Raw genomic sequence first — 25,520 nt, forward strand, 5'->3', positions numbered from 1 at the left:
AAAGGAGACGATATATTATGGCAAACAGAATTACATTGAATGAGACCTCTTATCATGGAGCTGGCGCGATTCAGGAAATCGCCGGAGAGGTAAAGAATCGGGGCTTCCACAAAGCGCTGGTATGCACCGGCCCGGGTCTCTACAAGCGCGGAACCACAGGGAAGGTAACCAAAGTGCTGGAGGATGCAGGCCTGGCATACGAGGTTTTCTGTGACATTAAGTCTAATCCGACCATTGATAACGTAAAGGCAGGCGTAGAGGCATTTAAGACAACAGGCGCTGATTACATCATTGCCGTTGGCGGCGGCTCTCCCATGGACACTGCGAAAGCCATCGGTATCATCATCAACAATCCGGAGTTCGCGGATGTGAGAAGTCTGGAGGGCGTAGCACCCACAAAGCATGCCTGTGTACCGATTATCGCAGTGCCGACCACAGCAGGAACCGCTGCTGAGGTAACCATCAACTATGTCATTACCGATGTGGAGAGAAAGCGGAAATTCGTGTGCGTAGATACCCACGATATGCCGATTATCGCAGTGGTTGATCCGGATATGATGGCAGACATGCCGGCAAGCCTGACCGCAGCCACCGGAATGGACGCCCTGACCCATGCTATCGAGGGCTACACCACCAAGGCAGCCTGGGAAATGACAGATATGTTCCATCTGAAGGCCATCGAGATCATCGGAAAGTCCTTACGCGGCGCGGTAAAGAACGAAGCCGAGGGACGCGAGGGCATGGCTCTGGGTCAGTACATCGCAGGCATGGGCTTCTCCAACGTAGGTCTGGGAATCGCCCATTCCATGGCGCATACCCTGGGCGCAGTTTATGACACTCCCCACGGAGTGGCATGCGCGATGATGCTCCCCATTGTAATGGAGTACAATGCGGACTGCACCGGTGAGAAATACAGAGAGATCGCCAGAGCGCTGGGCGTAAAGGGCGTGGACGAGATGTCTGTAGAGGAATACCGTAAAGCTGCTGTAGACGCTGTCCGGAAGCTTTCAGAGGACGTGGGGATCCCCGCGAAGCTGGAAACATTGAAGGAAGAAGATCTGGATTTCCTGGCAGAATCTGCTTACGCAGATGCCTGCAGACCGGGCAATCCGAAGGACACCAGCGTAGAAGAGCTGAAAGAGCTGTTCCGCAAGGTGATGTAAAAATAACATTGTAAAGAATAAAAACTGCCCGGTATTTACACGGGTGCTCATAAGACAGTAATTCTAAAAATTACGACTGGGGCATCTGTCAGGCGGGATTGGCAACGAAATAACGGGTATCTGGTGAGAGCCGGATACCCGTTATTTTTTTGCCGTCACGAAAAGCAATAGATTTATTCACAGCTTTCAGGTATAATTGCCTTAAATCAATCCTATCCCATTCATTCCGAGATTTTTTCAAAAAATCTCAAAAAAGTTTGAAAGCATTGGAACAATTCAGCCGTTCTCATGCCATATATAGTAGAGGGCTGAATACAAACGCGATTGGAGGTGACGCTGATGGACAAGCAGACAGGCCCAAAAGGTTTTCTTGTGGTGCTGCCCAGTGAAATTATCGAGATACCACAGGATAGCGACAAATCATGTCTGACGCTGTTTTACAGCTTGCCGCGAGAGCTTGCGGAGAAATGGAAGCCAGCGTATGAGCTGCCCCGCTGCCCGTATGAGGTCTTGCGGATGGACAAATATGACCACATCGTATGTGATGATATGTTCAAGCTGCTTGTGTGGGATTGCTACGCATGGTGCGCATGGCAGTTCTTTCAAGTGAAAGACCGCAAGGGAAACTACCGTGACATTCCCGGCAACTGGAATCAGTATGCAGGGTATTTTCCCTTGTGGAGGCTGTCGTACAGCATCATCCCCTACATCCGAATGAAGTTCGAGCAGAACGGACTGGGCTTCCAAAACCTATACAACATCCCGCAGGGCGTGGAAGTGCCGTGGCTGACCTATCAGCAGTTCAGCAATCTGATCGGCAATGTCACCGACATGGTGATTTCGGAACAGGGCTGGCAGCCGATGATCGACGCGATCTGGGAAAACCGTACCGTGGAGGACTGCGAAACCACCGGCAGCACCGTCAAGACGGATTTCATGCGGAAGTGGCATCATAACCGCTCCGGCAAGCCGATTTCTCTGGATGAAATGATGGAGAACGAGGACGGCGAATATATTTCGGCCTATGCCTGTGACGCGAAGACGGCAGACAGCGAATTTCTTTTATCCAAGCGCCAGTACCGGCAGCTCACCGGCCGGGAGCAGGCCAGCGATGTGATCGCGTATCAGATCCGGCAATCCTTCAAACCGGGCGAAGTCACACCGGAGGAAGCCAACCAACTCGGCTATGAATTTGCCAGGCGCTTCACGAAGATCGACCATGCCTTTATCGTCTGTACCCACACCGACAAGCAGCATGACGAAGGAACTGACGGCAAAAATAAAGGCAGCAGAGAGCCGTATGGCAGAGATTGCCGTGCTGAAAACGCACATCATCGATTATGCCAAGACCAGAGATATTTACGCCGCCTACCGCAAGGCCGGGTATTCCAAGAAATACTACGATGCGCATGAGAGCGACATCCTCATCCACAAGGCAGCGAAGAAGGCGTTTGACGATCTGGCGCTGAAAAAGCTGCCCACCGTCAAGAGCCTGCAAGCGGAATATTCCGATCTGCTCGTGCAAAAGAAGCTCGATTATGCAGAGCTTTCCAAGGCTCGTGACGAAGCGAAGCGGCTCCAGATTCATAAGGCCAACGCCGAGATGCTCCTGCGCACGGATGCCGAGGAACAGCGGCAGACAAGAGAGCATCAACAGGAAAAATAGCACTGCTTTGCAGGGCGCAGCCGAACGGGAACCGTTCGATCAATCAGGGGCTTGGGGAGATTTTCCCCAACAAGCAAAGGGAGATTTCCGGTGACGGAAATCTCCCTGTTCGTCAAGTTTGTATAGCAGAAGCCGTACTTGATTTTGCCGGAAAGCTCATAGCCTTTGATATAGCGTGCTTCCCATCTGCCGTCCTTGCGTTTGAAAATATTTTCGCCTTTTGCCATCTTGAGAACCTCCTAATTTTTTGAAAACGTTGTAGCAACTCACATTCTACCAACAGCACCAAGCTGTTCCAGACTGCGCATTTGACTGCGATAAACCGTCAGCCAAACGTGTCAGCAGCAGAAATCGGGCACATAATTTCAAGTTCACGCCTGCACCCTAATTTCTTTTTTCAAAAACTGCCGCAAATTCACCTCTTCCTAATTGATTTTTACCGAGCTAAGTGCTATAATTTAACAAATATTATAGGGCGTAAGGGTCATGGAGTGGTGAACTCCACGATAAAATCTCGGCGCAATGGCAAATGGGTCAGCGGCTGGCTGATTGCAGTTGCTTTTTTTGGGGATTCGCATAAGTGGCCGCTTATTTGCAACGGAGGGTAACTGTTTGGATCAGCAAAGCATGAAGCAGACATTTATGATGAGTGCCGTCCGGGTCATAGCGCGGGATGGGCTGGTTAAGGCAACAACCAAGGCCATCGCGGCAGAAGCGGGACTGAACGAAGCGTTTATTTACAGATGCTTCAGCAGCAAAGACGAGTTGCTCAGCGCGGCTTTCTATCAGGAGAATGAGAATTTCACAACGCTTCTGCGTGAAACGCTGCCAGTCATGCATATGCCGGGTCTTACATGGAAAGAACGTGCATTCCTGCTCTGGAAGCAGAGTTGGGAATTCATTCTGAAGAATGAGGCCGACTGTATTTTCTACATCCGCTACTGTTACTCTGCGGACTGCCGGGCACAAGCGTATGACACACACCTGACGCATTTCCAAGCGCTGATTGAAAAAGTCAGACCTGCCTTCAAGCCGGACACGAACGTGGATATGCTGGTGCACCAGATTTTCGACACCATGCTGGCTTTTGCAACGCGGGTGCTGAACGGCGAGATGGAGAACAGCGAGGCCACGACCGAATGGACATTTGAACAGATTTATAGCTTTGTCGTGCCGAATGTCAGGGCCGAAGTTTTAGAGGAAGAGGATAAGAAAGAAGCGATATGAACAGATCCCTTAAAAAAATCTGGAATGTGATCAGTAGTATTCTGGTTGCGCTGGTGGTGATTCTGGCGTTGCTGCTGGTGGGCGCAAGGGTCGTGGGCCTGCAGGTATTCACCGTGCTGTCCGGATCCATGGAACCGACCTATTACACCGGTTCGCTGATCTATGTAAAAGAGGTAGACCCCTACACCATCGAGGTCGGACAGCCCATCACCTTCATGCTGGACGAGAACACTGTGGTTACCCACCGTGTCGTGGGCATCGTCCCGGACGAGGAAGACCCCACCGTGATCCGCTTCCGTACCAAGGGCGATGCCAACGAGGCTGAGGACGGCAGGCTGGTACATTATAAAAATGTGATCGGCACACCGATCTTCTCCATCCCGTATCTGGGCTATGTTGCGGACTACATCCAGCATCCGCCCGGCATGTACATCGCCATCTCCGCAGGCGCGATCCTGCTGCTGCTTGTATTCATCCCCGACATTTTTGCGGACGATAAAGACAAGGAACAGGGCAAAAAGAAGAAGTCCTCCCGCCGTAATAAGGATGCGCATGTCGCGGCACACGAGGCTGTTGCGGTCGATGCACTCCGGCAGGAGCTGCTGAGGCGAGAAGCAAAACGGGACGAGCAGGAAGTGCCTCATTGAATGAAGGGCAATGCTGCAAGGCTCCCTATATATAACATTATTTTAGGAGGTTTTCGGAAATGAAAGCAAGAAGCAAGGCTCTGCTCCTGGCTCTCTGTGCGGTATTGCTTGTGGCCGTCTCTGTGCTGGGAACCATGGCGTATCTGACCTCAAAGGCCCAAGTAATTACCAACACATTCACCGTGGGAGACATCAACATCGAGCTGACCGAGACCAAGCCTGAAAGCAGGTCGGCCAAGATCATTCCCGGCGTTGACATTGAGAAAGACCCGAAGGTGACAGTCAAGGCCAACTCCGAAGCCTGCTGGCTATTTGTAAAGGTTGAGCAGACCGGTACATTCGTCACAGACAAGGTCACTTATTCTGTCATGACCGGAACTGACGGCTGGAAGGCACTGCCTGGTGTTGACGGCGTTTACTACCGCGAGGTCGGCGCTGTGACTACTGATACCGACTTTTATGTCCTCACAGGTAACACGGCTCACCCCAACGGTGTTGTCATCGTCAGTGATAAGTTGACCAAGGCTGAGATTGACACCATTACCGACGGAAATCAACCCAAGCTGACCTTCACGGCCTACGCTGTGCAGAAGGAAGGTATTGACACTGCCGCTGCCGCATGGGCAAAGGTCAACCCCACCTCCGGCAGTAACTAAGTACCTTGCTGCGCAGAGGCGCAGAAATATTATAGAAAAGAGTGAAAGCAAATGAAGAAGAAACTTACCGCAATTTTCCTGTGTGTCGCTCTTGTTGCCATCGCCATCGTAGGCGCATCTCTGGCGTACTTCACCGACACGAAGTCCGCAACGAATACGTTCACCGTCGGTAACGTCAAGATCGACCTGATCGAGTCCCGGTTCCACCGCGAGGGCAACGACAACTCCGGCGATACCTCCATCCCCGATCCCACCCAGACCGCAAGCGGCATGAAGTATGTCACCGACGGCCACAAGGCGTTCACCGATGACGAGATCAAGGCAGACGCCGCGAAATACTCCGAATACATTGCTGAGCGGGGCAAAAACATGGTTCCCGGCCGTAACTTTGCCAAGTGCCCCTATGTGGTCAACACCGGCGCAAATGATGCTTATGTCCGTATCCGTGTGATGATTCCCCACGATGGCGATGTTGATAACGGCGGCATCATCAACGCTATGTTCTGCTCTACTGCCACGAGTTCCGGTGAGTTCCAGCAAGGAGCAAAGGGGGAGAACTGGCCTGTCGTTGAAATGAACGGCTACACCGGTGACAATGGCCTGAAGTACGATGTCTACACCTTCACACGCACCGAGCCTCTCAAGGCTGGCGCTATGACCGAGTGGAACGTCTGGAACTTCGTCGGCATTGGCAAGAACGTCACTAATGCGGACATCGAAAAAGCTATCGTGAATGGCGTCATCACTAAGACCAGCAATGGCGCGCTGAGCCTGAACGTTCTGGTGCAGGCCGACGCCATCCAGTCCGAGGGCTTTAAGAATGCTGCCGCAGCTTGGACTGCTTTCGCCGCACAGAAGTAATTGCCTTTCGCGCGCCACGCGGCTTTTTTGAAAGGCTGTGTCAATGAGTTTCCCCCCTGCGCAGGGGCGCAGAGAAAATATCACTACATAAAAGGAGCAAAGCAAACATGAAAAAGAAACTGACCGCAATTTTCCTGTGTGTCGCTCTTGTCGCCATCGCCATCGTAGGCGCATCTCTGGCGTACTTCACCGACACGAAGTCCGCAACGAATACCTTCACCGTGGGCAATGTCAAGATCGACCTGATCGAGTCCAAGTTCCACCGTACCGGCAGTGATAACTCCGGCGATACGTCCCTTCACGATCCCACCACAAAGGCGGCAGGCATGGAGTTCATCCCGGACGGCTGGACTATCTTCACCGATGACGAGATCAAGAATGACGCCAAGACCTATGCGACCGACTACCTGGCTGTGAAGGGCGAGAACATGGTTCCCGGCCGCGGCGTTGCCAAGTGCCCCTACGTCATCAACACCGGAGCGAACGACGCTTACATCCGCGTCCGTGTGATGGTCCCCTCCGCAGCCAACAATGACTTTGTTGCCGTGAAGGACGGCGGCGTGATCACCAACCAGTGGTGCACCACCGCCATAAAGAACGGTGAGTTCATCGATGGCAAGGGCGGCGGCTGGAACAATGCTCCTGCGATTGAACGGAATGTTGAAAAGGACGGTATGAAGTACGACGTTTACACCTTCACCCGCATTGAGCCCCTGAAGGCCGGCAAGATGACCGAGTGGAACGTCTGGAACTTCATCGGCATCAACAAGGATGCTACCAGCGCTGATATCCAGAAGGCCATCGATGCCGGCGCCATCACTGCAACGGGCGATACCGTGACCCTGAACGTTCTGGTCGAGGCCGACGCCATCCAGGCCGAGGGCTTTGCAGACGCTGCTGCGGCTTGGGCTGCATTTAAGTAATTCACTTTGGCGCGGCTTTGAAACGGCTGCGTTATTTCCCGCATGGTCTGCGCCCTTTGGGGCGCAGACCATATGAGAGCACCCGGCAGGACCGGATGTTCTCATATGGTCTGATAAAGCCATACGGCTTCGTTTTTGATCCGAGAGCGGATCTTTCGAATATAATTTGAGAGGAGCAGGACAATGAAGCGAAAATTGTTGATTCTGTCGGTGCTGGCCATCTGCCTTGCCACGCTCGCCGCCGGAACCATTGCGTACTTTAACTCTGAGGGAAAGGCGCATAACGTCATCACCACCGGCGGCGTGGAAATTGCCGTGCAGGAATGGGCGGACGAGGCGAAAACCACGCCCTTTGAAGATCTGACCGGTGTGATGCCCAATACCACCGTCACCAAAATCGCAGAGATCAAAAACACCGGCGCATCCGATGCGTGGGTGCGGGTAAAGGTGGAAAAGAACATCAAGCTTCAGGGTGAGGGTACGCCGGATACGTCTCTGGTGGAGCTGACGCGCAGCGCCAGCCACTGGACGGAAAAGGACGGCTACTATTATTATACTAAGCCTCTGAAGCCTGGAGAAGTCACTGCGCCGATTTTCACCGCTGTGACCTTCAATGCCAATATGGGCAACGAGTACCAGAACGCGACGGCGACGGTGGATGTTTTCGCACAGGCTGTACAGACCGCCAACAACGGTGCGACCGTCATGGACGCGCAGGGTTGGCCGAGAGCGTAAGGAGGACGAGAGCATATGAGAAGCAAAAAAGTTATCGCGCTGCTGATCAGTCTTACGCTGCTCGTCAGCATCGCGATTCCCGGCACGCTGGCGCTTTCTACCGATCAGACCTCCAGCAACGGCACGATTGAGGTTCCCACCGAGACCACGACTCCCGCACCGGAAGCGCAGCAGGAGCAGAAAGACCAGAACGAGCAGAAAGACCAGAAAGACCAGAACGAGCAGGAAAACAACTGCACCTGCGGCAGCACCGACGGCACGGTACCGGAAACAACGGTACCGGAGACCGGGACCGCAGCATCCGAACAGCCGGAGGCGCCCATGGAGCAGAAGCCGGTTTCCACGGATGAGAGATACACCGTTTCCTTTGACCTGGGCGGCGGAATTCTGACGGCCCGAGGAGTGGACCGCAGCGTCACTGCGGCTCCGGGGGAGACCATTACCCTGCCGGGGGCACCGGAAAAGGAAGATCGGACCTTTACGGGGTGGTTGTCTGCCAAGAGCGGGGAAACCTATCAGGCGGAAGCCGCCTATGAAGTCACGGATGACGATACCCTGACGGCCCAGTGGAATATGCTCCAGGTGCTGGGGGTAAACACGGAGCCGGAGAACAGCAACACCCTGAGCGGGATGGACTGTGTGGTGGAGGCCGTTTCCGAGACGGAGCAGGAAAGCGTGGAATCCGCCGTGAATACGGCCCTAGGCGGCGACGCCGTGGGGACCCTGAACGTGCTGGCGGCGGATATCAGCTTCCTGGATGAAAGCGGCAGGTCGTTGGAGCCCGCAGAGGGCGAGACCGTCCCCGTGACGCTGACGGTGCCCGAGGGTCAAATCGACGAGGACGCTGCATTCCTGGTGGTCTACCATATGGTAGAGCGGGAGGACGGCAGCTATTATGCCGAGCCGGTGCAGTATGCACCCCGTGGGAAGGGAGACCAGAAGATCCGCTTCGGGACCACGGCCTTTTCCATCTATGCGGTGGCGGCCGTCGGCAAGAAGGCGGGAGACGCGGGCTCCTTCGAGATTCGGACCGACGGGACCGAAACGGTCTATTACGAGATCGAGGAAGAACAGAGCAAGGTGTTCTTTTTCCAGGACGACAATGCGGCAGATTACACGTATCATCGGTACACCTGGACCGTGAAGGATAATAACGATACCGTTCGGGCTTATTCGACATCCATCTATTTCCAGAACGAGGGTTCCACATCGGACAAAAAAAATAGCTATCAGTATCCCTGGCTGTCCCTGGACGCTCTGCGGCCGGGCGTGGTGACGCTGGCGGTGGACTACTACTGCTACAACGGCAGCGACTGGTGGTATCCCAGCGGGACTGTGGCTTCCGGCACGGTAGAGATCAAGCTGGCCGTTACGGCGAAGGAAAACGGCCTGGCCATTGAGAACCATATCCCGGAAAACGGCACGCTAAAGCCGGTTTGGCGGGATGCTGCGTCCAATGTTGCGCCGGATCGCTATGTGTGGACCAAGGAATTTTACCATACCTATAACCAGGGCGACGATTCATCCGAAGGCCACCGGGGCAAGGGCATCATTGACGACGACGCGGTGCTGGAGGACGGCAGCATCAACGTGGCCATTGACGCCGGCGGCATCGCCCAGGAACAGGATTCCGCAGGAAACGACATCCTGTGCATGAAGATCTATACCTGCACGGCGTATGACAAGGACGGAAACGTGTTGGGCACCGCTACTCACCGGGTGGAATACGGCGAGGACGTGCTGAACGGCAGCTTTGAATATCCGAAGATCCCCTCGGGATCCAGCTATGCCTTTGCCAACGGAACCAGGCAGCTGTTCTGGCGGTCTACGGCCCCGGGCAGCGGCGCCTATCTGGGAATGGACGTGGAGCTGGGCAACGACACGAGCGGAAATCCCTATCTGAACGGAGGCAAGGCCAACGACGGCACCCAGTTCGCGGAGTTGAACGCAGAGAAGGTGGGCACCCTGTACCAGGACGTGCTGACGGCCCCCGGGGCTACGCTGTCCTGGTCCTTCGGACACCGGAGCCGCAAGAACACCACTACTAACGTGATGTATCTGGTCATTGCCTCCACCAAGGACGCCCAGAACGTGACCAATCAGGCCCAGATCAACGCCTTGATCAAAAACTTTCAGGCCGACGGGGTCAGCGTGAGCTATAACGGCGGAACCTACACCATGTGGAAATTCGAGGGCAACCCCGATTACTGGCAGGAGCACTCCGGCAGCTATACGGTGCCGGACGGTCAGTATGCCACCCGGTTCTTCTTTGCCTCCGCCAGCGGCAGCACCACCGGCAATCTGATCGACGGGATCCACTTCAACGAGGTCCAGCAGTATTTCATTGAGTATTATCTCAACGGCGAATTGCAGGAGAGTCTGACCCAGGCCTCCCATGCGGATCTGGATAGCATCATTACGCCGGCCCACAGCGAAGACAAGGCCCTGGAGAATGCGGTCCTGACAAGCTCCACCATCAACGACGTGAATTACGGGGGCGTGACCCTGAGCATCAAGGCCAGAAAGACCGTGGACGCCAAATATGAGGGATGCCGAAACGTGCTGCGGCTGTACTACACCACCGGCACGGCGTCCGTGCGGAAGATTGTAGAGATCGAAGGCTGGGACGACCTGAGCGATGAGGAAAAGGCCATGATTTGGGGGCCCGGCGGATACACCGCCAGCTTCCAGCTCTATGACGGTGATCAGGTGGTGGCCACGGCCTCCATGACCATCGACCTGGACGAATACGCCCAGAAGACCGCCGTGGCTGTGTTTAAGGACGCAGAGCATCCCACCAAGAATTTCGCTCCGAAGAAGAACCACAGCTATCGGGTGGTGGAGGGGGACTCCGACACCGCCAATGGAGCCGCTCAAGTGTATGTGCAGGAGACCACCTACGATCCCGTAGCGGGGGACGGAACCGGCGGCAACATGAAAACGGACGGGTCCGGTACCGGATCCTGTACGGTGAAAAACAGCTACCGTATGGTGCTGACGACCCTGACCATCCGGAAGGAGGGCTGGGAGACCATCGACGAGAACCAGAGCTTCCTCTTTGACGTCACCGGCCCGGACGGATACTCCAAGCGCGTTGTGATCAACGGCAACGGCTCCGTGACCATCAAGGGGCTGAAGATCGGCAGCACCTACACCGTCACGGAAGTAACCGGCTGGAGCTGGCGGTACACGCCGAACAGTGAACCAAAGTTAATCACCTTGAAGGCCACTGGGGAAAACAGCGTCAAATTCGCAAATACCCGCAGCAGCACAAAGTGGCTGGACGGCAATGCGTACTGCAAGAATGAATTTAAGAACAAATGAGAAAGGAGGCGGCAAATATGTATCAGAGAGAACATTTTCATGACAAACGTAAACCAAACATTCGTCTGAACAGGACGGCGGTTCTGATTATGGCCGTCCTCCTGCTCCTCGGCGCGGCGGTTGGCTCTACCGTCGCGTTCCTGATCGACAAAACCGCGCCTGTGGAAAACTCCTTCGAGTATGCCAAGGTTTCCTGCGAAGTGACGGAGAATTTCGCGAATAACGAGAAGGACAACGTACGGGTCAAGAATATCGGCACCACTGACGCCTACATTCGGGCGACCTATGTTGTAAACTGGGTCGATGCGCAGGGAAATATTGCCTCCTCCGATCCGGCGGGATATAAATATACCCTGACGGCAAACCTTAACAACAGCTGGACAAAGGGTTCGGACGGATATTTCTACTATACATCGCCCATCGCCCCCGGCGATTCAACGCAGGGCAGTCTGCTAACCTGTACGGTCACATACCCGGATAATCCGGAGTACACCCTTTCTGTCGAGGTTCTGGCGGAAGCCATCCAGAGCACCCCGGATAATGCCGTGCAAGAGGCGTGGGGCGTGAGCATTTCACAGGGCAGCGTGACTGCCTATTCCGGCAATTAAGGGGGTGGCAATATGAAAAAGTCATGTAGAGCGATATGCTCGCTGGTTCTGATGCTGCTCGTAGTGATGAGTATGTCAGTAACGGCCTTTGCAGCGGCTCCTTCCATCACGTTTGAAGGGTTCTCAAAAGGTTTTGACTTCCAGCCCGGCAGCGAGTACACGCAGACCGATCTGTTCGGCAGCTTTAAGAACGTCATGCCCGGCGATACCGTGACGGAGACCATCACCTTCACCAATTCCGCTGCCGACTGCGATTTCGTGAATCTCTACATGAGAGCCGAAGCCCATGACGAGACGGCAAATCCTCTGAGCCCCAAGGTTGCAGAGAAAGAAACCGCCGCCACCATGACGGAGTTCCTGTCCAAGCTCTCTATGAAGGTCTGGAACGGCACAGAGCTGATCTATGACGCTTCTCCCGACCAATTGGACGGCCTGAAAACCAACAAATTCCTCGGCACCTTCCGCACCGGCGAGACGGCAACACTGAAAGTTGAACTTGCCGTGCCGATTGAGCTGGACAATAAGTTTGCAAACCGCGTGGGCGAAGTAGACTGGATTTTCCATGTGGAGGCGTACAACGAAAGCCAGCTATCTGTCCGCAAGGTCTGGTCTGACGGCAACGCAAACCACACCGGTGAAAGTATCACAGTCAACCTGCTCAAGGATGGCAGGGTGGAGCGCTCTCAGGTGCTGAACGCCGAAAACGGCTGGGCTTACACCTTTGACCGGCTTCTGGAAGGACATACATGGACTGTCGAGGAGACTAACGTTCCTGCCAACTACACTGTCAGCTACAGCACGGTTGGTACAATGACCACCATCACCAACACCCGGAATTATACGCCGCCTACGCCACCAACACCGCCCACACCTCCGACCTCTCCGCTGGATATCACCGTGTATAAGGTGTGGAGCAGCGACGACGGGAAAGAGCGCCCGGATTCCGTGACCGTGACGCTTTATAACGGTGAAACGGCCTATGATACCGTTCGCCTCGGCGCATGGAATAACTGGAGCTATTCATGGAAAGACATGAACGCCTACGGCAACTGGCAGGTCATTGAAACCAACATTCCCAAGGGCTATGTTCCCTCCTACCACGTCAGCGAAGGCGTTGTGACCATCACCAACACCCGCAGCCTGATCCAGACCGGTCAGCTCAACTGGCCCATCTGGGTGCTTGGCGGCGCGGGACTTGTCCTTGTTGCTCTCGGCGGGGCGATGTTGGTGAAAAAAAAGAAGCATAATGCCTAAAAAAACGGGCATTGCCATCGTAGCAGTGGGAGCAGCGCTGATCCTGTCGGCGCTGCTCCTTCTCCTGTATAACCGCTATGAGGACGCGCACGCCGGTCAGGAAGCCGAGAGCCTGCTGGCGAGCGTGGAAGCGGCTATCTCTGCGCAAGCCACGGACACACCTGCTGCGACCGCACCAAACAGGCCGGACGCCTCGAAGATCCTTGCTCCAACGCCTCTTGACCCGGAAATGCCAGTGGTCGTGCTGGACGGCTATGAATATGTGGGCTACGTGGAGATTCCGGCACTGGGGCTGAAGCTGCCGGTCATGTCCGAATGGGACTATACGAGGCTAAAAGTTGCACCCTGCCGCCAGTTCGGCTCCTCCCGCACGGATGATCTGGTGATCGCCGCGCACAACTATGAGAATCATTTCGGGCGGCTGAAGGAGCTGTCAGAGGGCGATACCGTTATTTTTACGGACATGGAGGGCGTTGTAAACACCTATTCCGTTAAGAAGATTGAAACGTTGAACCCGAACGAGGTAGATGCGGTGCAAAACAGCGGGTACGCCCTTGTGCTCTATACCTGCACCAAGGGCGGCAAGACGCGGGTGACGGTGTTCTGTGACCGGGTAAAGGTGATTACACCCTCTCCGTCTCCGACACAGGTGGAAAAATGAGGCTAGAAATGACAAACAACAAGAACAGTGGAACGCGCTGCGGCTGCGACCTCTCCGATGATATTTGCAGCGAAGAGATGGAGCGCTGTGTACTGTGCTGGCGATTGACCGACGTACCCGAGACCAGGCCGGTCTCCCAACGTAACGGATATATTGAAGGGGCGGGTCAACTTTGCAAAAGTTGCTACTGCACACTTTTGCCGGGTAGTTTTTTGTCCCCCCCAGTTATTTATAAAATAGGTCTTGACAAAAATCCGATTTCCCATATAATTATCAATGGTAATTAACTTTGGTAATTATATAAAAGGAGATATATAGATGAATCAGCGATTAGTTAAGCAGATGTTTGATGCCTGCTATATGGCGAAGCGAACCCGGGATCTGCTTCCCCCACTGCCGGAGGGCGTACAGCCGTCCTATATTCATTACCTGGATTGCATGCAGGAACTGGAAGAAAAAGGAAAACAGGTCCGGATTTCCGATCTCAGTGAATTCCTGAATATTCCGAGACCCGGCGTGACCCGCACGGTCAAGGAGATGGAAGCAAAGGGCTATCTTCAGAAAATGGCTTCGCCGGACGACGGTCGGGTGACCTTCCTTACTGCCACGGAAAAGGGGAGAAAGCTACATCAGAAATACGACGAGGAATATTTCAACGGCCTGCTTCCATATTTTGACAGCATTTCCGAGGAGGAGGCCGAAACGATGATTGCGACCATCGAAAAGTTTTATCAGATTATGAGTGGGAGGAGAGCGACCTATGACAAACGATAAAGCGGATTTTACCCAGGGAAATATTTTAAAGAAGCTGGTAGCCTTTATGCTGCCGGTGCTTGGCGCACTGATACTGCAGGCGGCTTACGGCGCGGTGGATCTTTTGGTGGTGGGACACTTTGGTTCCACCTCGGGACTTTCCGCGGTTTCCACCGGCAGCCAGGTGCTGAATCTGGTGACCTTTGCGGTGACCCAGCTGGCTATGGGTATCACAGTGCTCATTGCCCGGTATCTGGGTGAAAAAAGGCCCCGGTACATCGGACCGGTCATCGGCGGAGGCGCTGTGGTATTTGCGGTGATTTCTGTAGTGCTGTTCCTGATTATGGTAGGATTGGCGCGGCCCATTGCGGTGCTAATGCAGGCGCCTGCGGAGGCAGTGAGTCTGACTGCATCCTATGTGCGGATCTGTGGAGCCGGCATTTTTTTCATCGTGGCTTACAATGTGCTGGCGGCCATTTTCCGGGGCTTAGGTGACAGTAGCTCCCCGCTTCTGTTTGTGCTGGTGGCCTGTGTCATCAATGTTGTCGGCGACCTGGTGCTGGTGGCAGGCCTTCATATGGACGCGGCGGGCGCGGCCATCGCAACCGTGGCGGCACAGGCCTGCAGCGTGGTATTTGCGGTGCTACTTCTGGTAAAGCGGGGATTGCCCTTTGACATCAAAAAAGAGGATTTTCGTTGGAATGCCCAGTGCCCGAGATTCCTGAAAATCGGACTTCCGCTGGCTTTTCAGGAGATTATGACCCAGTGTTCCTTCCTGGCCCTCTGCGCCTTTATCAATCGTCTGGGGCTAGAAGCTTCCTCCGGTTACGGCGTAGCATGTAAAATCGTCAATTTCGCCATGCTGGTACCTAGCGCCCTAATGCAGTCCATGGCCTCTTTTGTCTCCCAGAATGTGGGCGCAGGCAAGCACAAGCGTGCGAAACAGTCCATGTTTACCGGCATGGGTGTGGGCCTGGCTGTAGGCTGCCTGGTCTTTTGCCTGGTATTTCTGCAGGGCGATACGCTCTCCGGTTTCTTTACCACGGATACGGCAGTTATCGCCAGGGCTTACGATTATCTGAAGGGCTTTGCCCCGGAGACCCTGGGAACCGCAATCCTGTTCAGCATGATGGGCTATTTTAACGGTAATAACAAAACGGTATTCGTCATGGCCCAGGGCATGATACAGACCCTTCTGGTCCGCCTGCCCCTGTCCTATTACATGAGCATTCAGCCGGACGCCAGCCTGACCCGGATCGGTCTCGCTGCGCCCATATCCACGGCGGTGGGAGTGCTGATATGCATGGGATTTTATCTGTATCTGAAAAAAACGGAGCAAAAAGTGAAAAACGCCTTTTGATTTCGGCGGACAGATTGGTTATAATAAAGATATCAATCTGAGAAAAGGAGTCGGTATCATGAAAGAGTACGAGATTTTAGTAGAAACAATAAACCCCTGTGGCGGAGCCACCCACGCGAAGAAAGAATTCATCGAAGCTGAGGCTGAGAGCCCGGAGAGCTATGTGCAGGAGCATGGCAGATTTCCGGTTCTGGAAAGAATCGAGAATCCGAACGGAGACGTGACCATTGTTACCGGAGATGCCAAGGGATATCTGATCCGGTACACTTTTACGGAGTAAGAGTAAGATGAAGCAAATGATGTCTAATTATGAAAAACAGGTAGATATTGGAAAAAGCTATTTCCTGAAATACGATCAGCAGTTACTGGCAGAAAAATTTCATCTGGAAACAGATGAACAGTATCTGTACCTGACCTATATCGGTACGCGCTGCCGCATTGCGCGGAGCACAGGGACCATCTATGAGGAAACAGGCGGGGAATATACGGAATGCCGTTCCTATGAGACGGTCATGACCATCTATGACATGCTCTGCCATGGAGATGGGAAGGAGCTTCCGCCTCTCAGTGGAAAATGGACGCTGGTGGCGAATTTCGCGGCGGCGGGAGCAAGCCCCAGTGCAGACGTTTCTTCACAGAAATACGCTGATTATTTTGCGGGAAAAACGGAAGTATTAAAACAGGCCTGCATCCGTCTGGGCGGACAGATACAGCCGCGGCTGGCAAGGGCGGATGTAACCGCCCGGATTCCTGCCTTTCCATTTTTCCCGGTATTACTCCAGTTCTGGGACGCCGATGATGAATTTCCGCCCCAGATCAAAATCATGTGGGATGATCAGACCATGCGGTATCTGAATTTTGAGACGACCTATTATTTACAGGGTGATTTGCTGGCGCGTCTGAAGGCGATTGCAGAGCAGTAAAAAACAACAGAAACAGATCAGATGTTATTTCTCCGGGAATAAGTTCCGGAAAATTAGCCGGATCAAGGGTCCGCAGTACATCAGCTGCCAGAAAAAGGCCGCCGGGAAATTCATGAAAGTGGTCTGCAGCCATACAGCGACAAACTGAGATCCGGCATTTTTAAACAGCAGGGTCGCAATCAGGCTCATAACCGGACACATAATACAGATAATCATGACAGAGATTGCTAAGGTGATAACGATGGGACGATCCTGCGGCGTTACCATGCGGAAGGCGAGCTTGTGAGCCAGGTTATCCACCACAAAGAACTCCAGGATAAAAGCTACCGGCCACATGATGACCATTTCATGAAAAGCCATCAGAAAGATCTGATTGTTCATTCCACCGATGTTCAGGGAAATGTTGTAACAGATCATAGCATAGACCATAAGAAAGGCCATCATAAGAGTAAAGACTACATTTTGAAACTTTGTTTTTGGCATAAAATTGTTCTCCTTTTTTGAAAAATGTGTACAAAAAAGACACATGTGTTGTTCGTTATCAAGAGCGATGCACTTGTGTCGTTTCCAATTTTATACCAGTTCTGATTTGTCTTATGAAATTGTCCGTCGCTTATTATACGGAAAAAGATAGCGAAAAGTCAAGAAATTTTTTTAGATGCATGCGACCAAACCCTGCTCCCATGCATCTAATTTGTGTAAAGCAAATGCAGTGCACAATCAAAGCCGGCGGGAAGGAACCTATGAAAAAAGAAGAACTGGGAGAATTGATCCTGGCGTCACAGGACGCCATGTACCATGTGGCGAAGACGCTTCTGTATAATGACGCGGACTGCGCCGACGCTATCCAGGAGGCCATCGTGAAAGCATTTTCCAAAGTGGATACGCTGAAAAAAGACGCATACGGGAAAACCTGGCTCATGCGGATTCTGATCAACGAATGCTATGGTATCATGCGACGGGAAAAGCGGGTGGTATCTCTGGAGGATTACCGACAGGAGGAGAAGGCGGAGGAGCGGAAGGATTATTCCGAGCTCTATGAGGCTATCTACAGACTGCCGGAAGAAATGCGCTTAAGCGTGACTCTCTATTATCTGGAGGGCTACGGCGTGCGGGAAATCGCCGCCATGACGGAGGCCACAGAAAGCGCTGTGAAGAACCGGCTGGCCCGGGCAAGACAGAGGCTTCGAAAGGAACTGACCGGGCAGGCAGCGCAGTAACGGGATCAAGGGGTATCAAAAAAGAAAAGGACGGAGCAGGGTATGAAATTAGAAGATATAAAATATGATTTTCCGAATATGCCGGAGAACATGCGGCAGATGATCGAACAGGAAGTAGAAAGACAGCTGGCAAAACCGGATATAAGCTCCAGAAACCGGAAAACTATCCGCCACATTCCGAAGAGACGGTTGGCCGTAGCCGTGGCAGCCGCCACACTGGCTCTTGGGACCACCGTATGCGCGGGCGTTCTCTATGGCCTGAAAAATAACCGGGTGGGGAACTATGCATACGAAACAAAGCAGGAGCGCCAGGACGGCGTGCAGGACGGCGCTGTGGCGTCTGCGGATTCGGAGCATTACGTGAAGGTACAGGCTTCCTATCTGCCTGACGGCATGGTACAGACGGAGGAAGGAAAATACAACTACCGGGACGGCCGGGGCGGCGTGACCATCGGCTGCTACTATATGGACACCGGAGACACCTCCTTTGAAAAGCTCAGCTATAACGTGACAGACAAGGAAGAGGTGAAGGTGAACGGTCGGGACGGCGTTTACCTGAAAACGGCGATGGACGCCTATAATCAGAGTCTGTATGTGACCTATCCGGAGGAGCACCTGGTGCTGGAAATGCTGGTAAGCTCTGATGTATCCAAAGAGGAAGCGATGAAAATCGCCCAGGGCGTGACCGTGACGCCCACCGAAGAAACAGCCGGAGACGATGTCATGCTCTGCTATAACTGGAGCCGTTATCTGGAGGCAGAAAAGGAAAACGCGCTGGCGGAGGAATCGGGCGATACCATGGATCTGAGCTTTTCCGCAAAGCTGCTGGAAAAAGCAAAGAGCGTCGGCACAGATATGAACATGGAACATAACGGTCTTACGAAGCTGCCGGGTCTGACCGCCAGGGTCACCGATGTGCAGGTGGCCGACAACCGGAGCATCCTGCCCGAGGGTATGCTGGACGCGGACGCAGCCACTGCCTTTGACGAAAATGGCGATCTGAAGAGCAGCACTCTTTCTTATGTGAAGGCAGGAGACGGCGTCAACACCGTGGATCGGGTAGTAAAGACAGAAAAATCCGAGAATAAGCTGATTTACGTGACGGTCGAATATACCAATACAGGAAAGGAAACACTAACAGATATCATGTACAACGGCGCGATCCGGCTTCTGGAGACCCAGGGGGATCGGACGAAAGAATGGCGCCGGGAGCTGGAGAAGCCTGCTGCAGGCGACGAATGGGATTATGTCGTAGAGGAAGGACTAATGCTGACTGCGGAAGTTGGCGCCTATGACGTCCATGGCGGCGAGCGGGGCAACAATTACATCGACGCCCTGAAACCCGGCGAGACGGTTACGATACACGAGGCCTTTGTGGTTCCCGCAGACAGACAGGGAGAGATGTATCTAAACCTGGACAATACAGGGAACACGAAGAACGCGCTGGAGAACGGCTGGATGGTGGATATCCGGAAGTAGGAGCAGAGGTTATAGTATAAGTGAAATGGCAATACAGAAGGCGGAAGCTTTTTGTATTGCCATTTTTGCGCCCTTATTTTTAGAAGGCAAAATAAAAGAAGAGTTTGAGACGAATGTCACCTTGTGGAAGTGAGACTTTTGTTTATAATAAAATTATCAGAGACAGATATAAACGGAGTGACAATAGATGAAACTACAAAAGAAAGATGGAAATGTGCTCACACTTATGCTGGCGCTGGCCTTTTTCAATTTTATTTTTCTGGGAACCGAATATCAGTTCGATAATATGGCGGCTCTGGTTACAGAACCGGAGCAGGTGGTGACGGCCCAGGGCTATGTATTGGGAGCCAGCGTTCTGGGATTTCTCCTTTATCCTGCGATGGCTTCCTATGGAAAAGTAAAGGAAAAACTTCGGCAGATTCTGGTATTTGCAGGAGCCCTGGCTGGTGTGATTTGTATTTTCGTGATCTGGCAGCATACCTCTTACAGGGCGATTGTGACGGCTGGCTGCCTTTGCTTCATTCTGATGGGAATGGCCGGGAGTGCAGTACACTACTGGCTGGCGCAGAGGGCGGAGCAGGAGCGGCTGGCCAGGACAGTCGGTATCTCCTATGCAGCCGGAATTTTTCTTCAGTTTTTGAATAACAACCTGGTGAAAAACGATATGGTCGAATCGGTGGTTCTGGCTGTCTCCGTAGCCATCTTTTCGGTACTGCTTCTGAATGTGGAGGCCGGGGAACCGGAAATGGAAGAAATTCCCGGAGAAGCTGCGCCGGAGAACGCCGGAAGGGCGGGGCTCTGGCTGATTCTGGTCGTGGCGCTGATTACCTGCATTTTTTCTACACTGGATGCAGCAGTGACACTGGTACACGTGGCAGGCGGAGGGGACGTGGGACAGTGGCCCCGGCTTCTTCTGGCAGGAAGCGGACTTCTGGCAGGTATCCTGTTTGACAGCCGGGAACACCGGTATGTGAATCTTTTCATGTACTGTGTGACGGTGCTGTCGGTTCTTTGTATCGTCGTGCTGGAAAATGGAGGCTCCTTCCGGGCCGGACTGGCTGTGTTCTATCTGTCCGCCGGGTTCTTTGTGGTATTCTTTACAAGCAGCTTTATGCGGCTTTCTGCCCGGATGAAATGTCCAAGGCTCTGGGCGGGACTGGGCAGGGCCGTCAATAATATTTGCGCCTTTGGCACCGGCTCCCTGTCCCTGCTTCTTCTGAAGTCGGGAAGTCCGGTTGTAAAAGACAGTATTCTGCTTGGATTGCTTGTATTGATTTCTATCTTGTTTTTTCTTTATTCCGGCGCGAGCCGTCCGGAAGAAATGAAAAAGGAAGCCGGTGAGAAGGAATCCGATCAGAGAAGCGAGGAGGAACGGCTGCGGAGCTTTGCCGACAGCTTTTCGCTGACGGAGCGGGAAAGAGAGGTGCTGGAGGTTTTGCTGGTATCAGATGAAAATGTCCAGGATATAGCAGAGGAACTGATGATATCCCGGGCGGCGCTGTACCGGCACCTTACCAGTCTCAATGAAAAGACGGGGACAAAATCCAGAATCGGATTGGTTCAGTTTTATTATCGATACGACAGGGGGATAAGAAATGAAAAGGAGACAGAGGATTAGAGGAATGGCGCTTCTGCTGGCCGCAGTCATGCTGTGGGGCTGCAGCGCGCAAAAAGAGGCTGCAGATACCTATGAGGCCTATCAGGGCTACGCCTGTCAGGACGGAAGCGGCCATATAAAGTATGGCCTGGAGACAGAAAACAGGATCCGGCTGCACTGCTTTTTCCAGTCCGGCTCACCGGAGTATACCGAGGATATCTACGAGCTGAAGCTTTTACCGGGAAAAGGGGAAAAGGCTTCTGTGGAGCAGGTGATTGATGGGCAGGGTGTGGATTTGACCGCTTCTTTCCGGAAATTTAATTTTTCATTTTATCCGGATCGGGTTGTCATGGAGGTGGAGAGAGATACGGATCTTTTGGCCGGAGGGGCTTCCGATAACCTGGAAACCGGGGAATACACGCTGACGGCTTCAGACTGGAAGCCGGGGAGCGCTCCGGCAGGAGAAAAACAGGCGGAGACAGACAGTCTGGCACCCTGGCAGGACAGGGAGCTTGTGGCTATGGCCCGGGCGTATTATCAGAAGGAGGCGAATTTCCTTGCGCCAGAGACAGAATGCGTCGATAACGGGGACGGCACCCTTACGATCCATCTTTACGAGGTGGTGCAGGACGATGAAGAAACCAGCCACACGGGTACTTCCGCCTGGTATACGGTGGACGCTTATGGAAAAGGAAAGGACGATGTGTTTGGAAATGAAGTAAAGCTGCCGGAACTTTCCCTGGCAGAGCTGGCGGAATATATGGGAACCCCGTCGAAGCTGACCTACATACAGGATGCGGAAGCCCACCGGGAATGGGAGCCTACAGATGGGGCTGTAATTGCGGAGTGTCTGCAGGCAGTGAAGAAGCTGGAGATCGGAGAGAAAACTGACGAGAGAGCCTCAGACGCAGGGGATACGCTGATCTTTACCTTTGCGGACGGAAGCACCTGGAGACTGGAATTCGAAGCGGGGAATCTGCGTCGAAATGAAAGGTATTATAAGACAGAAGGCTGGGACAGGATAAGGCTGCTTTTGAAGGACGAACTGGAAGGGGAGGGAATGTTATGAAATACGCGAAGAGACTTTTGGCAGTGCTTTTGGCAGGACTTTTGCTGAGCGGCTGCGGCGGAAAGACGAAGGAGGAGGAACAAGCTCTGGCGGATACGGCGGCAGGAGACTGGGAGCTGGTCAGTATGAGTTACAGTGGCATGACGCTTGGAAAAGAAGATCTGGATAACAGTGATATCACCATGACTCTGTCGCTTTTTGAAGATGGAACCGGAACCATGGAATATGACGGTTTGGTCTATGAGCTGGCCTGGGACGGGAGCAGTATCACTACGGACGGTGTGGCCGACAGCTATACGCTGGAGGATGGGGTACTGACCATAGCCAATGAAGATACGGAGATGGTATTTACAAGACCCGGAAGCCTGGCGTCCCCGGACGCTCCCAAGGCGGAGCAGGAGACTTTGGCAGCAGGAGCGGCGTTAGAACAGTCTGTCGAGGAAAGCTGGACGGTAGAGCCGCTGGCGTCTGCACAGGATCTGGTGCCCTATAGCTGTACGGAATTCAGCATGGATATTCCGGAAGGCTGGACCGTGCGATCTTCTGCCATGTATACTGGTATGTTTCACGCGATTCATGTTTTTGATCCGGAGAAGCCGGCGAATCAAATCTTCTTTATGCTGAAAATGGAGCCGATGTTTCCGGATGAGAATTCCCGGGCCATGATGGCGCTTTCCAGTGACTTGTTTGGAAAATATCCCATTCTTACGAATGTATCGACACAGGGAGTCTTTGAAATATTCCCACAGTTTGCAGACGCAATGAATGCAACAGCTGATTACGCGGATATTCAGACGCCGTACATTGCAGATTTTTCTGTAACAGAGAGTTTTGAAAGTACCCAGGGAATGAGCAGCGTCGCCATTTCTCCGGCCATTCTCCGGGCGGATTTCATCCAAGACGGAACGGCGGGAGAGGGGATGTTCACGGCGGACGTAGTACCCTTTGCCATGGGCACGGGAATGGGGTATTATTCCGTCTATAATCTGACGGTACTCAGTGCGGAAAAAGATACGTTCCAGGACTGGCAGCCCACCTTAAGCAAGAGCCTGAGCAGTCTGGACTACACCCGGGAATTCCAGAGCTTTGCTATGTCTCAGAGTAATCAGGCGGCGGATACTTCCCAGTCTCTCAGTCAGTCAGCCAGCGAAATGTCCGACAGCATCATGTCCTCCTGGGAAAACCGCAATAAGAGCCAGAATATTATGAGCCAGAAGCAGAGCGACGCCACCCTGGGTTATGAGCGTATTGTGGATACGGAAACCGGGGAGATCTACAAGATTGACAACGGCTTTACCGATTGGTATGACGGCTCCCGCTATAAAGCTATCAGCGACGACCAGTATACCGATTCCGTGGAAGCGGTCATTCATTGGAAATAAAACGTGTATGGAATAAGGGCTTCCGGAGCTTTGCTTCCGGGAGCCCTTATTTTGGGGTTTAGATGTTTCCATTTTTCATGCCTTCCTCAAGAACACAGAGCAGAATAACAGCGACGAAGATGGCGGTAATAATGATAGCTTCCATAGGAACCCTCCTTTTTCTTTACAATCCGGTCATTTGATACTATAATTATAAAAACAAATATATCTAAACCAAATAGATATAAGGACAATAACTATTAAAATAACGCCAGAAATTTCCCTGGCACTGGCATGAGGAGGTAGAATTTGTCTATGTCCGGGAGGGCAGTATGCGTCTGCTGACAGCAGGTCAGGAGCGGAGCTTTGAAAAGGGAGAGGGATTTTTCATCAATACCAATGTTCTTTGTAGTATGGAAAATCAGGATCATTGTCAGATCGATTCCCACTTGTTGAACATGTGGAGAGCGTAGTTCTGTTGACTAAAGTACATAATTGATAGTGTGAAAATGCTTGAAATATAAGGCTTTTTCGGTGTTTAAAAGCTATTGCTGAAAAAACAGGAAAAACCCAAGAAAATCTATCTGAATTTTATAGTTGGGTAGATAAAGTATTGAGAGATTAGGTTGGGCAGACAAAAATATTGAATGGTAGGTGATTCCAAATGGCATACGGAAAATCGATAGAGTTGTTTCTTGTAAATGGAACAGCTGACAGTTTGATTATTGCAGAGTTATCAAACTGGAATGGAAAAGCAATTAAGATTCCTCGTATTGAGGTGTCTTCTTGCAATCGTGATGATATTACGCAGGCAGGAGTGTATTTTTTATTATGCAAAGAAGATGATGGCTCTGACTCTGTGTACATTGGAGAAGCAGAAAATGTTAAAGATAGACTCATTCAGCATTTAAGAGATTACCAATCTGAAAAAGAAAAGTATTACTGGAGTACTGCAGTTGTCTTTATAGGTAGAGATCTCAATAAGGCATTGATTAGATATCTGGAAAATCGTTTTGTTGAGATAGCAAGAACAAGTAAAAGGTACCTTGTGCTTACTAAAAACACCTATCGAAATACGGTTATGAAGGAATCTCAGATAGCTGTAATGGAAGAGTTTGTTGACAATGTGAAGATACTTATCAATGCACTTGGTTATAAAGTATTAGAGCCTTTTGCGCAGAAGGATTCATCGGCAGCTACAGTAGATGATGAATTGCTTTATATTACATCAGGCTCTGTAAATGCAACAGGTAAAGTGACTGCTGAAGGTTTTGTGGTATTTGCCGGAGCTACAGTGAATGAGAAAATGTCTGTGAAGTCATTGAGCGCTGGTATGCAAAAGCAGAGACAAAAACTATTTGATTCATCAAAAGTTAATGACTTAGTTACAACAGAAGATATTCTGTTTTCCAGTTCATCGGCTGCTGCGGATTTTATTCTTGGGTACAGTGTTAGTGGACCTAGAACCTGGAAAACTAAAGATGGTAGAACCTTGAAAGAAATAGAAGAAAATGAAACAATTAAATAAAGAATCAAAATGACTAGGGGCTGATTGAATAAATCAGCTTCTTTTTTCTTTACTTTATAGGAAAGACCGCCTCCAGCGCTCTCTTGAACGAAAAAAGGGGGCTGTCGCAAAATCTGATGATTACTCATCTATTTTGCAACAGCCCCATGAAAACAGGACGGTTGTGAAATTAGAAGATATAAAAAACTTCTGTTCCCCAATCGTCATCATCGTCATCGAATTCATGTAAGAAATAATCCATATCCAGAAGGTCGCTCTCGCTCATCTGGCGAATGTCCCTGGGTGTCATTCCTTCCGGTGGATTTTTAATGTATTTATTGCGCAGATCCTCGATATCAGATTTTATGGTGGCATCCTCCTTTAAGAGGATTGTAGCATAGAAGGATGGAAAAGAGAAGCTATCCATAGCCTCTTTTCCTACGATGAAAAATGAAATTGTGAATTCCACTCTCCCAATCCCCAGTGGAATTCTCTCTCGCACAATTCACATTTACTCTTTCATACA

The 25,520-nt window shown here is 52.0% G+C and carries 24 protein-coding genes and 2 pseudogenes; 23 read left to right on the forward strand and 3 right to left on the reverse strand.

Annotated elements, in window-relative coordinates; translation table 11 throughout:
- The first annotated feature begins 17 nt into the window (after positions 1-17).
- Both fucO and OCV63_RS17610 read left to right on the forward strand, forming a co-directional pair.
- The gene (gene fucO, locus OCV63_RS03585) at positions 18-1,163 is read left to right on the forward strand and encodes a lactaldehyde reductase (RefSeq protein WP_158362056.1); all 1,146 of its coding nucleotides are present in this window, start codon (positions 18-20) and stop codon (positions 1,161-1,163) included.
- Between the two features lie 1,014 nt (positions 1,164-2,177).
- Positions 2,178-2,829, forward strand: a pseudogene (locus OCV63_RS17610) (relaxase/mobilization nuclease domain-containing protein); the annotation flags it as partial.
- On the opposite strand, the gene OCV63_RS17420 reads toward OCV63_RS17610, so the two are convergent.
- A complete protein-coding gene (locus OCV63_RS17420) occupies positions 2,814-3,056 on the reverse strand; it encodes a hypothetical protein (RefSeq protein WP_317245553.1) in 243 nt (80 codons plus the stop codon). The pseudogene OCV63_RS17610 and the gene OCV63_RS17420 sit on opposite strands and share 16 nt — an antisense overlap.
- Positions 3,057-3,441: 385 nt before the next feature.
- On the opposite strand from OCV63_RS17420, the gene OCV63_RS03600 reads away from it, so the two are divergent.
- The 14 genes from OCV63_RS03600 to OCV63_RS03665 all read left to right on the forward strand — a co-directional run bounded on the left by OCV63_RS03600 (position 3,442) and on the right by OCV63_RS03665 (position 16,761).
- Positions 3,442-4,056, forward strand: coding sequence for a TetR/AcrR family transcriptional regulator (locus OCV63_RS03600; protein WP_158362058.1), 615 nt, complete (start codon positions 3,442-3,444; stop codon positions 4,054-4,056).
- Positions 4,053-4,703 (forward strand): signal peptidase I, encoded by a 651-nt coding sequence (locus tag OCV63_RS03605; RefSeq protein WP_158362059.1) that lies wholly within the window; start codon positions 4,053-4,055, stop codon positions 4,701-4,703. The genes OCV63_RS03600 and OCV63_RS03605 overlap by 4 nt, the downstream gene beginning before the upstream one ends.
- Before the next feature lie 59 nt (positions 4,704-4,762).
- Positions 4,763-5,359 carry a SipW-dependent-type signal peptide-containing protein gene (locus OCV63_RS03610; protein ID WP_158362060.1) on the forward strand — a complete coding sequence of 199 codons (597 nt, stop codon included), beginning with the start codon at positions 4,763-4,765 and terminating at the stop codon, positions 5,357-5,359.
- Between the two features lie 51 nt (positions 5,360-5,410).
- Positions 5,411-6,220 carry a SipW-dependent-type signal peptide-containing protein gene (locus OCV63_RS03615; protein ID WP_158362061.1) on the forward strand — a complete coding sequence of 270 codons (810 nt, stop codon included), beginning with the start codon at positions 5,411-5,413 and terminating at the stop codon, positions 6,218-6,220.
- A 107-nt stretch (positions 6,221-6,327) separates the two neighbouring features.
- On the forward strand, positions 6,328-7,143 hold the full coding sequence (locus OCV63_RS03620) for a SipW-dependent-type signal peptide-containing protein (protein ID WP_158362062.1): 816 nt from the start codon (positions 6,328-6,330) through the stop codon (positions 7,141-7,143).
- 183 nt (positions 7,144-7,326) lie between these two features.
- On the forward strand, positions 7,327-7,878 hold the full coding sequence (locus OCV63_RS03625) for a hypothetical protein (protein ID WP_158362063.1): 552 nt from the start codon (positions 7,327-7,329) through the stop codon (positions 7,876-7,878).
- A 15-nt stretch (positions 7,879-7,893) separates the two neighbouring features.
- Entirely contained in the window at positions 7,894-11,202 is a 3,309-nt protein-coding gene (locus OCV63_RS03630; RefSeq protein WP_158362064.1) for an InlB B-repeat-containing protein, read from the forward strand.
- A 17-nt stretch (positions 11,203-11,219) separates the two neighbouring features.
- Entirely contained in the window at positions 11,220-11,810 is a 591-nt protein-coding gene (locus tag OCV63_RS03635; protein WP_158362065.1) for a hypothetical protein, read from the forward strand.
- A 12-nt stretch (positions 11,811-11,822) separates the two neighbouring features.
- Positions 11,823-13,064 (forward strand): Cna B-type domain-containing protein, encoded by a 1,242-nt coding sequence (locus OCV63_RS03640; RefSeq protein ID WP_158362066.1) that lies wholly within the window; start codon positions 11,823-11,825, stop codon positions 13,062-13,064.
- Positions 13,057-13,725 carry a sortase gene (locus tag OCV63_RS03645; protein ID WP_158362067.1) on the forward strand — a complete coding sequence of 223 codons (669 nt, stop codon included), beginning with the start codon at positions 13,057-13,059 and terminating at the stop codon, positions 13,723-13,725. Before OCV63_RS03640 ends, OCV63_RS03645 begins: the two co-directional genes overlap by 8 nt.
- A gap of 318 nt (positions 13,726-14,043) precedes the next feature.
- On the forward strand, positions 14,044-14,499 hold the full coding sequence (locus OCV63_RS03650) for a MarR family winged helix-turn-helix transcriptional regulator (RefSeq protein ID WP_158362068.1): 456 nt from the start codon (positions 14,044-14,046) through the stop codon (positions 14,497-14,499).
- Entirely contained in the window at positions 14,486-15,838 is a 1,353-nt protein-coding gene (locus OCV63_RS03655) for an MATE family efflux transporter (RefSeq protein ID WP_158362069.1), read from the forward strand. Before OCV63_RS03650 ends, OCV63_RS03655 begins: the two co-directional genes overlap by 14 nt.
- Positions 15,839-15,896: 58 nt before the next feature.
- On the forward strand, positions 15,897-16,118 hold the full coding sequence (locus OCV63_RS03660) for a hypothetical protein (RefSeq protein ID WP_158362070.1): 222 nt from the start codon (positions 15,897-15,899) through the stop codon (positions 16,116-16,118).
- 7 nt (positions 16,119-16,125) lie between these two features.
- Positions 16,126-16,761 (forward strand): DUF3786 domain-containing protein, encoded by a 636-nt coding sequence (locus OCV63_RS03665; RefSeq protein WP_262670628.1) that lies wholly within the window; start codon positions 16,126-16,128, stop codon positions 16,759-16,761.
- Between the two features lie 24 nt (positions 16,762-16,785).
- Here the strand turns inward: OCV63_RS03665 and OCV63_RS03670 are convergent, their stop codons facing one another.
- A complete protein-coding gene (locus tag OCV63_RS03670; RefSeq protein WP_158362071.1) occupies positions 16,786-17,244 on the reverse strand; it encodes a DUF2798 domain-containing protein in 459 nt (152 codons plus the stop codon).
- Positions 17,245-17,504: 260 nt separating this feature from the next.
- Between OCV63_RS03670 and OCV63_RS03675 the strand changes: the two genes are divergently transcribed.
- The 7 genes and pseudogenes from OCV63_RS03675 to OCV63_RS03705 all read left to right on the forward strand — a co-directional run bounded on the left by OCV63_RS03675 (position 17,505) and on the right by OCV63_RS03705 (position 25,015).
- Positions 17,505-17,981, forward strand: coding sequence for a sigma-70 family RNA polymerase sigma factor (locus tag OCV63_RS03675; RefSeq protein ID WP_158362072.1), 477 nt, complete (start codon positions 17,505-17,507; stop codon positions 17,979-17,981).
- A gap of 42 nt (positions 17,982-18,023) precedes the next feature.
- On the forward strand, positions 18,024-19,460 hold the full coding sequence (locus OCV63_RS03680; protein WP_158362073.1) for a DUF4367 domain-containing protein: 1,437 nt from the start codon (positions 18,024-18,026) through the stop codon (positions 19,458-19,460).
- Positions 19,461-19,647: 187 nt separating this feature from the next.
- Positions 19,648-21,078: a LuxR C-terminal-related transcriptional regulator gene (locus OCV63_RS03685; protein WP_158362074.1), complete on the forward strand. Its 1,431-nt coding sequence runs from the start codon at positions 19,648-19,650 to the stop codon at positions 21,076-21,078.
- Positions 21,056-22,126 (forward strand): hypothetical protein, encoded by a 1,071-nt coding sequence (locus tag OCV63_RS03690; RefSeq protein WP_158362075.1) that lies wholly within the window; start codon positions 21,056-21,058, stop codon positions 22,124-22,126. The genes OCV63_RS03685 and OCV63_RS03690 overlap by 23 nt, the downstream gene beginning before the upstream one ends.
- On the forward strand, positions 22,123-23,508 hold the full coding sequence (locus OCV63_RS03695) for a hypothetical protein (RefSeq protein ID WP_158362076.1): 1,386 nt from the start codon (positions 22,123-22,125) through the stop codon (positions 23,506-23,508). The genes OCV63_RS03690 and OCV63_RS03695 overlap by 4 nt, the downstream gene beginning before the upstream one ends.
- 263 nt (positions 23,509-23,771) lie before the next feature.
- Positions 23,772-23,960: pseudogene (locus OCV63_RS03700) on the forward strand (cupin domain-containing protein); the annotation flags it as partial.
- Positions 23,961-24,151: 191 nt separating this feature from the next.
- Positions 24,152-25,015 (forward strand): GIY-YIG nuclease family protein, encoded by an 864-nt coding sequence (locus OCV63_RS03705; RefSeq protein WP_158362078.1) that lies wholly within the window; start codon positions 24,152-24,154, stop codon positions 25,013-25,015.
- Positions 25,016-25,184: 169 nt separating this feature from the next.
- Here the strand turns inward: OCV63_RS03705 and OCV63_RS03710 are convergent, their stop codons facing one another.
- A complete protein-coding gene (locus tag OCV63_RS03710) occupies positions 25,185-25,463 on the reverse strand; it encodes a hypothetical protein (RefSeq protein ID WP_158362079.1) in 279 nt (92 codons plus the stop codon).
- Positions 25,464-25,520 lie beyond the last annotated feature (57 nt).

The organism is Laedolimicola ammoniilytica, from assembly GCF_025567165.1.
GTDB classification, from domain to species: domain Bacteria; phylum Bacillota; class Clostridia; order Lachnospirales; family Lachnospiraceae; genus Laedolimicola; species Laedolimicola ammoniilytica.

Bases quoted from the DNA above. Each gene is read 5' to 3' on its own strand.
- fucO (WP_158362056.1), top strand. From the start codon at position 18: ATGGCAAACAGAATTACATTGAATGAGACCTCTTATCATGGAGCTGGC.
- OCV63_RS17420 (WP_317245553.1), bottom strand. From the start codon at position 3,056: ATGGCAAAAGGCGAAAATATTTTCAAACGCAAGGACGGCAGATGGGAA.
- OCV63_RS03605 (WP_158362059.1), top strand. From the start codon at position 4,053: ATGAACAGATCCCTTAAAAAAATCTGGAATGTGATCAGTAGTATTCTG.
- OCV63_RS03610 (WP_158362060.1), top strand. From the start codon at position 4,763: ATGAAAGCAAGAAGCAAGGCTCTGCTCCTGGCTCTCTGTGCGGTATTG.
- OCV63_RS03615 (WP_158362061.1), top strand. From the start codon at position 5,411: ATGAAGAAGAAACTTACCGCAATTTTCCTGTGTGTCGCTCTTGTTGCC.
- OCV63_RS03620 (WP_158362062.1), top strand. From the start codon at position 6,328: ATGAAAAAGAAACTGACCGCAATTTTCCTGTGTGTCGCTCTTGTCGCC.
- OCV63_RS03625 (WP_158362063.1), top strand. From the start codon at position 7,327: ATGAAGCGAAAATTGTTGATTCTGTCGGTGCTGGCCATCTGCCTTGCC.
- OCV63_RS03630 (WP_158362064.1), top strand. From the start codon at position 7,894: ATGAGAAGCAAAAAAGTTATCGCGCTGCTGATCAGTCTTACGCTGCTC.
- OCV63_RS03635 (WP_158362065.1), top strand. From the start codon at position 11,220: ATGTATCAGAGAGAACATTTTCATGACAAACGTAAACCAAACATTCGT.
- OCV63_RS03640 (WP_158362066.1), top strand. From the start codon at position 11,823: ATGAAAAAGTCATGTAGAGCGATATGCTCGCTGGTTCTGATGCTGCTC.
- OCV63_RS03645 (WP_158362067.1), top strand. From the start codon at position 13,057: ATGCCTAAAAAAACGGGCATTGCCATCGTAGCAGTGGGAGCAGCGCTG.
- OCV63_RS03650 (WP_158362068.1), top strand. From the start codon at position 14,044: ATGAATCAGCGATTAGTTAAGCAGATGTTTGATGCCTGCTATATGGCG.
- OCV63_RS03655 (WP_158362069.1), top strand. From the start codon at position 14,486: ATGACAAACGATAAAGCGGATTTTACCCAGGGAAATATTTTAAAGAAG.
- OCV63_RS03660 (WP_158362070.1), top strand. From the start codon at position 15,897: ATGAAAGAGTACGAGATTTTAGTAGAAACAATAAACCCCTGTGGCGGA.
- OCV63_RS03665 (WP_262670628.1), top strand. From the start codon at position 16,126: ATGAAGCAAATGATGTCTAATTATGAAAAACAGGTAGATATTGGAAAA.
- OCV63_RS03670 (WP_158362071.1), bottom strand. From the start codon at position 17,244: ATGCCAAAAACAAAGTTTCAAAATGTAGTCTTTACTCTTATGATGGCC.
- OCV63_RS03675 (WP_158362072.1), top strand. From the start codon at position 17,505: ATGAAAAAAGAAGAACTGGGAGAATTGATCCTGGCGTCACAGGACGCC.
- OCV63_RS03680 (WP_158362073.1), top strand. From the start codon at position 18,024: ATGAAATTAGAAGATATAAAATATGATTTTCCGAATATGCCGGAGAAC.
- OCV63_RS03685 (WP_158362074.1), top strand. From the start codon at position 19,648: ATGAAACTACAAAAGAAAGATGGAAATGTGCTCACACTTATGCTGGCG.
- OCV63_RS03690 (WP_158362075.1), top strand. From the start codon at position 21,056: ATGAAAAGGAGACAGAGGATTAGAGGAATGGCGCTTCTGCTGGCCGCA.
- OCV63_RS03695 (WP_158362076.1), top strand. From the start codon at position 22,123: ATGAAATACGCGAAGAGACTTTTGGCAGTGCTTTTGGCAGGACTTTTG.
- OCV63_RS03705 (WP_158362078.1), top strand. From the start codon at position 24,152: ATGGCATACGGAAAATCGATAGAGTTGTTTCTTGTAAATGGAACAGCT.